Origin of the sequence: uncultured Gemella sp. (assembly GCF_963519265.1) — a bacterium.
Lineage (GTDB): Bacteria > Bacillota > Bacilli > Staphylococcales > Gemellaceae > Gemella.
The window spans coordinates 1-5,235 of the sequence record NZ_CAUQNQ010000085.1 but is presented as its reverse complement, the minus strand read 5'-3'; the positions used below and the strand labels follow the sequence as shown (position 1 = coordinate 5,235).

7 protein-coding genes and 1 tRNA gene are annotated in these 5,235 nt (G+C 29.9%); 3 read left to right on the top strand and 5 right to left on the bottom strand.

Annotated features, from left to right (window positions below; genetic code table 11):
- From RWN11_RS06940 to RWN11_RS06925, 4 genes are all read right to left on the bottom strand, one after another.
- On the bottom strand, positions 1 to 466 hold a 466-nt coding region (locus tag RWN11_RS06940), incomplete at its 3' end, for a mevalonate kinase (RefSeq protein ID WP_399536170.1).
- Between the two features lie 199 nt (positions 467 to 665).
- Positions 666 to 1,556 carry a cation diffusion facilitator family transporter gene (locus tag RWN11_RS06935; protein WP_314161020.1) on the bottom strand — a complete coding sequence of 297 codons (891 nt, stop codon included), beginning with the start codon at positions 1,554 to 1,556 and terminating at the stop codon, positions 666 to 668.
- 149 nt (positions 1,557 to 1,705) lie between these two features.
- Positions 1,706 to 2,359, bottom strand: coding sequence for a hypothetical protein (locus tag RWN11_RS06930; RefSeq protein WP_314161019.1), 654 nt, complete (start codon positions 2,357 to 2,359; stop codon positions 1,706 to 1,708).
- Positions 2,360 to 2,380: 21 nt separating this feature from the next.
- Positions 2,381 to 2,707 carry a PadR family transcriptional regulator gene (locus RWN11_RS06925; protein WP_314161018.1) on the bottom strand — a complete coding sequence of 109 codons (327 nt, stop codon included), beginning with the start codon at positions 2,705 to 2,707 and terminating at the stop codon, positions 2,381 to 2,383.
- Positions 2,708 to 2,969: 262 nt separating this feature from the next.
- Here RWN11_RS06925 and RWN11_RS06920 point away from each other — a divergent pair, with 262 nt between their 5' ends.
- Positions 2,970 to 3,416: a GTP pyrophosphokinase gene (locus RWN11_RS06920; protein WP_314161017.1), complete on the top strand. Its 447-nt coding sequence runs from the start codon at positions 2,970 to 2,972 to the stop codon at positions 3,414 to 3,416.
- Positions 3,417 to 3,496: 80 nt separating this feature from the next.
- On the opposite strand, the gene RWN11_RS06915 is transcribed toward RWN11_RS06920, so the two are convergent.
- Positions 3,497 to 3,580, bottom strand: a tRNA-Leu gene (locus tag RWN11_RS06915).
- 393 nt (positions 3,581 to 3,973) lie between these two features.
- Between RWN11_RS06915 and spxA the strand changes: the two genes are divergently transcribed.
- On the top strand, positions 3,974 to 4,372 hold the full coding sequence (gene spxA, locus RWN11_RS06910) for a transcriptional regulator SpxA (RefSeq protein WP_004263567.1): 399 nt from the start codon (positions 3,974 to 3,976) through the stop codon (positions 4,370 to 4,372).
- Positions 4,373 to 4,652: 280 nt separating this feature from the next.
- On the top strand, positions 4,653 to 5,235 hold a 583-nt coding region (locus RWN11_RS06905; RefSeq protein ID WP_314161016.1), incomplete at its 3' end, for an RNA-binding protein.

The window sequence follows — 5,235 nt, the reverse complement described above, 5'->3', positions numbered from 1 at the left end:
GAGTTTCTTTAGTAATTCCAACAACTCCTGTATCGATAATTAGTAAATAACTATTTAAGTCAAAATCTAATTCACTAGCTCCTTCTTTTTTAGAAAATAAAAGGGGAGTATCACTAAGTACTTGATTAACATCTATACCACTAGGATTACCGTGAATAAATTTTTCGCATTTATTTGCAATTTCTCTTACATTTGGGAGTTTTTTAGCACGTGCAATAGCGATACTTAGCGCAGCAGAAGACCCTAGCCCACGTCCTACAGGAATAGTGCTAGTTATATTAATTTTTGTTTTTTTATCAATTCCACATGTATCAGCGATAAAACCTAAAATTTCATCACGTTGTTGAATTGTCTCTGTGTCTTCTAATGTAACTTCGACGTTCATCTGTGGAAGGGGAATAGTTATTCCTTTGTATCCATAAACGACGGCATGTTCACCGAAGAATATTGCTTTTGCGTGTGTCATAAATTTAAAAACTCCAATTTTTATTTAAGTATTATTTTAAGCTATTTAATTAAAAAATAACTAAGACTAAAAATACTTTTATATGTACAATAATTATACTTTTAGTATTAGTTTTTGTCAAACGTACGAACAATAAAAAAGATGAAATTATACTTGAAATAACAGGTGTTATAGTGAGTATAATTTCATCAAAATAAATTTAATATGTATGACATGGAATACCATGCGGTTCTAAGTGCACTAAAGTTTCACAATAATAAAATTCTTTAGAGAGTGCTTTTTCAATATTAACCGTAATATCGTGACTTTGTTTAACATTTAAAGAAGGATCAACGGTAACTGTAATATCGATAAAGTATAATAAGCCATGAGTTCTACCTTTCGTATCGACTATAGAAGTTACACCGTTGATGTCAGTTACAATATCATTAACCTTGTCTATCACTTCAGAATCTACACCATCAGTAAGAACGTGTGTAGATTCTTTGAAGATGCTAATTGATGTGTAAATAATAAGTAATCCAACTATAATTGCGACTACTGAATCAGCTATTGGAATACCTATATATGTAGAAATAATCCCTATCAGTGTAGCGATAGAAACAAATGCATCGCTTAGATTGTCAAGTGCGGCAGCTTTTAGTGACTTGCTGCCAATTTTTTTAGCAAGACGAATATTATAGAAATATACACCAAGCATAATTACACTTGCTATAAATGCTACAATTGCTGACAGTATGCTAGGTTGTTCAATCGTTCCTGAGATAATTTTTTTAATTGCGTACATTACTACTTCAATTCCAGCGTATAGCATAATAAATGAAGCTATTAATGTAGATATAAGCTCAGCTCTAAAGTGACCATAAAGGTGGTCGTCATCTGCTGGTTTTCTGGAAATCTTCAAACCGATAAGAACACAAACTGATGAAATCACATCGGTAGCATTGTTAATACCATCGGCAACAAGAGCTGAAGACTTAAAGAATATACCAGCGCCAAGTTTTAATACTGTAAGTAGCAAATATGATAAAATACTAAGTTTGGCACCTTGTTCAGCGTGTTTTAATTTATCGAAAATTGAGTTATTCATGGCTTCTCTCCTAAAATAATGTTTTACCATTATAACAGGTTTAAAAAAATTATTCAATAGAAAAAATGTTATTTTTAAATTAAAATTATTTCTCTATGGTGAACTTTTATAAAAATTAGCTCGACAAATAGAATAGTCGAGCTAGTTTACTATATCTTTTTAGAATAGTATTTTTTAAAAGTTAAAAAAATGTATATATAAGAAAGTGCACTAAAAATTCCAAATAAGTATAAGATGTTACTTGATACTGTTACTTCTAGAGAAAGATACTCTGGAAGTAGCTTTAATTTATTTAGAATAGGTATTAGAATAAAAGAAATCTCAAATATAATTAACGAAGAAATATATATAAACCACTTATTTTTATCTGTTTTTTTATAAATTAATAGATATAAGCAAACTGATGATCCTAAAGCTAATAATAATATAGAGAATACTGTTATAATTGGTTGTATAGTTCTAGTGAATACAGAAGGCACTAGAGAACTAATAATTAATATTAAAAGATAAACTAGAGAAAATCTTAATAGTTTTCCTTTATTTTCCTTTGGAAGTTCTACAAGTATTGATGAAGATAATTTATCTATGTCATTCCCGAAAACATCGGTAAAGTTTTTTCCCTGTTTTTGATATAGGATCAAATCTTGTAATATTTCCAGTAATTGAATTTCTAGTTCTGATTCTTTTTTTGTAGTATTTTTCATCCGGCAAGCAACTAAAAGTTCTTCATAATATTTCTTATTATCTTCACTAAGTTGTGATCTAAGTTTGTTATTTTGTTTTATTAAGTCAGCGATGTTCATAATAATTCCTCCCTGTTGACGTTATTTATTTTCTAAAATTTTTGTTATTGTAGTACTTATATTTCCCCATACATTTTTAAATGAGTTTATATACTCTTCACCATTTTTGGTAATTGAATAATATTTTCTAGGAGGTCCAGAGGCACTCTCCTTTAAGTAACTAGTGACCATATGTTCCTTTTCTAATTTTAAAAGTAGAGGATAGATAGTTCCTTGGGCAACCATATCGAGCCCATAATAGGAAAGTTGCTCAGTTATTTCGTAGCCGTACATTTCTTTATTTTTTATTAGCTGTAAAATACATGCTTCTAATGTACCTTTTAGTATTTGGGAAGTGTTTATCTCCATTCTGTTCCTTCTTTCTTTTAATATCTAGTCGTGATTAGCTAAGTAAGAGATGTTCTTGATAAAACTATTTTAGAAATAATTTTCAGCTTTAGTTTTCGCTATCTTGTTATACATAATACTATCATAAGCGGGCTATCTTGTAAAGCAAAATAGCCTGAGAGAAGAATTGGTGAGTATATAGTGAATAAAGGATTTAGTAATAGGTTAAGTGTAGTCGAAGGTTGTTTGAAGATTCTTGTCAGTGAAGATTGACTAATAAAATATGAACGTATATAATAAAAATATGAAACAATCTCAAAGTGAAAAAGCCTATGAAATAGCTAAGAAAGCTCATTTAGGACAAATTGATAAAGCTGGAGAAGATTATATTAAACATCCTGAAAAGGTGGCTGGTTTTGTAAATTCTGATGAAGAAAAGGCGGTAGCGTATCTTCATGATGTTATTGAAGATACGGAATTGACCTTAGAAGGTTTACGTGAGTATGGATTCTCTGAAGAAGTTTTAGAAGCTGTTGATGTTATAACAAAGAAAAAAGGACAAGATTACCAAACTTATTTAAATTCTGTAAAAGAAAACAAACTTGCCCGAGTGGTAAAATTAGCAGATTTGCATCATAATTCAGATCTGACGAGGTTAATAAATATTACAGAAAAAGATATAGAAAGAAAAGAAAAATATCAAAAAGCTATCGATTTTTTAAATTCCTAAAGAGTTACTAGTTACCAGTAATTTGGCTACAATAGATATAATAAAAAAAGACAAGGTTTAAAACCTTGTCTTAATCATTATACCAGCAGCCGGGGTCGAACCGGCACGATGTTGCCATCGCTGGATTTTGAGTCCAGTGCGTCTGCCAATTCCGCCATGCTGGCATATGTATATGATAACACACATAAAATACTTTGTCAATTTAGCAATAATGGGAAACTGTAGAAGAGGAGTGTTCATTGTTATTTAATTTATATTTTAATTACATGGGTTATAATATAATATGGTAGTAAGACTATGTAAAGAAATATTTTTTGAGTGTATTATTATATAATTTATTTTAACTAATCAAATAAAAAATGTAAGGGTAAAACAAAAAGCTTGTGTCTACAAGAATAGTCAAGAATTAAACTATGTAAAATAAGTGTTTTTAGTTGACAAATTAAAATATTTTTTCAATAGTATATTGTAAAACTATAATATATGTAGTATAATTATAGGAGTATATAGAATTATAAAAATATTAATGTTATTTTTATAAAGGAGTGTGAGTGCTGGTGGTAGTTACGTTGTTTACATCGCCAAGTTGTACTTCTTGTAGAAAAGCTAAAGCTTGGCTTATTGAAAATGGAATAGACTTTGTGGAAAGAAATATTTTTTCAGAAGCTCTGACAACAAATGAGATTAAGGACATTTTGTCTATCACGGAGCACGGAACAGAAGATATAATCTCATTCAGATCGAAAACTTTCCAAAAATTGAATTTGGATATTGAAAGTATGTCAATTCAAGAATTATATAAAGTTATTCAAGATAATCCAGGAATGCTTAGAAGACCTATCATTGTCGATGATAAGAGATTACAAGTTGGGTATAATGAAGATGAAATAAGAAGATTCCTTCCAAAGGAAATAAGAGTAAATCAATTAAAACAAATAAAAAATATGGTTAAGTAAGTACGCCCTGATACTACTTTTTCCGATTAATTTAAGGGGCTGATTCAAAAGTCCTAAAGTTTAAAGAAGTGTATATTATAACTCATAGACGCAGTGGTTTATTGATATCTAAAATTCGCTTTATAAAAGCTTTTTAGTTATCTAATAAACTATGTGGGGGTGACTCGACAAAATCGATTTCTCCGAAATCGTGATTTTTGAGTCACTCCCTTTTTTATGAGATGAAATGTAGTAACAATGCTGTATGAAGTTATACAAAAATAAAAGAAAGAGGTACTTGATGGAAAGAGAAGATATAAAATTTATTACTGGAGAAATCCATTTTTTAGAGTTAGTAGAAAAGAAAAGTTCATCATTGGTTTTTAAAGGACCGAATGAAGAAGAAATTAGCTGTAACGAATCTGATGTAGAAAGTTTAGATGATTATGAAATTGGAGAAGAGTATTCAATGTTTGTATATTCTTCACGTAGTGGGAAATTATTTGCAACGCCGAATATTCCAGAAGTTACGGTTGGAGATTATTCGTTTAGTAAAGTAGTAAAAGTGGAGGAAGATAGAGTAGGACTTGATATTGGGTTCTCTCGTGAAATTCCACTTTTAGGAGAAGATTTACCAAAATTACGAAGTGTTTGGCCTAAAGAAGGTGATGAACTATTTATTACTTTACGTCGTGATTTTAGTGGTCAATTATTTGCACGTTTAGCGACAGAGACTATCGTAGCATCACTATATTCTAAAGCTACTAGAAACATGAAGAATAAAGATATCGAAGCTTATCCTTATCGTTTGATGAGAGTTGGGACATTCTTATTAACAAAAGATGGTTATAAAGTATTTGTTCATGAAAGTGAACGTGAAAAAG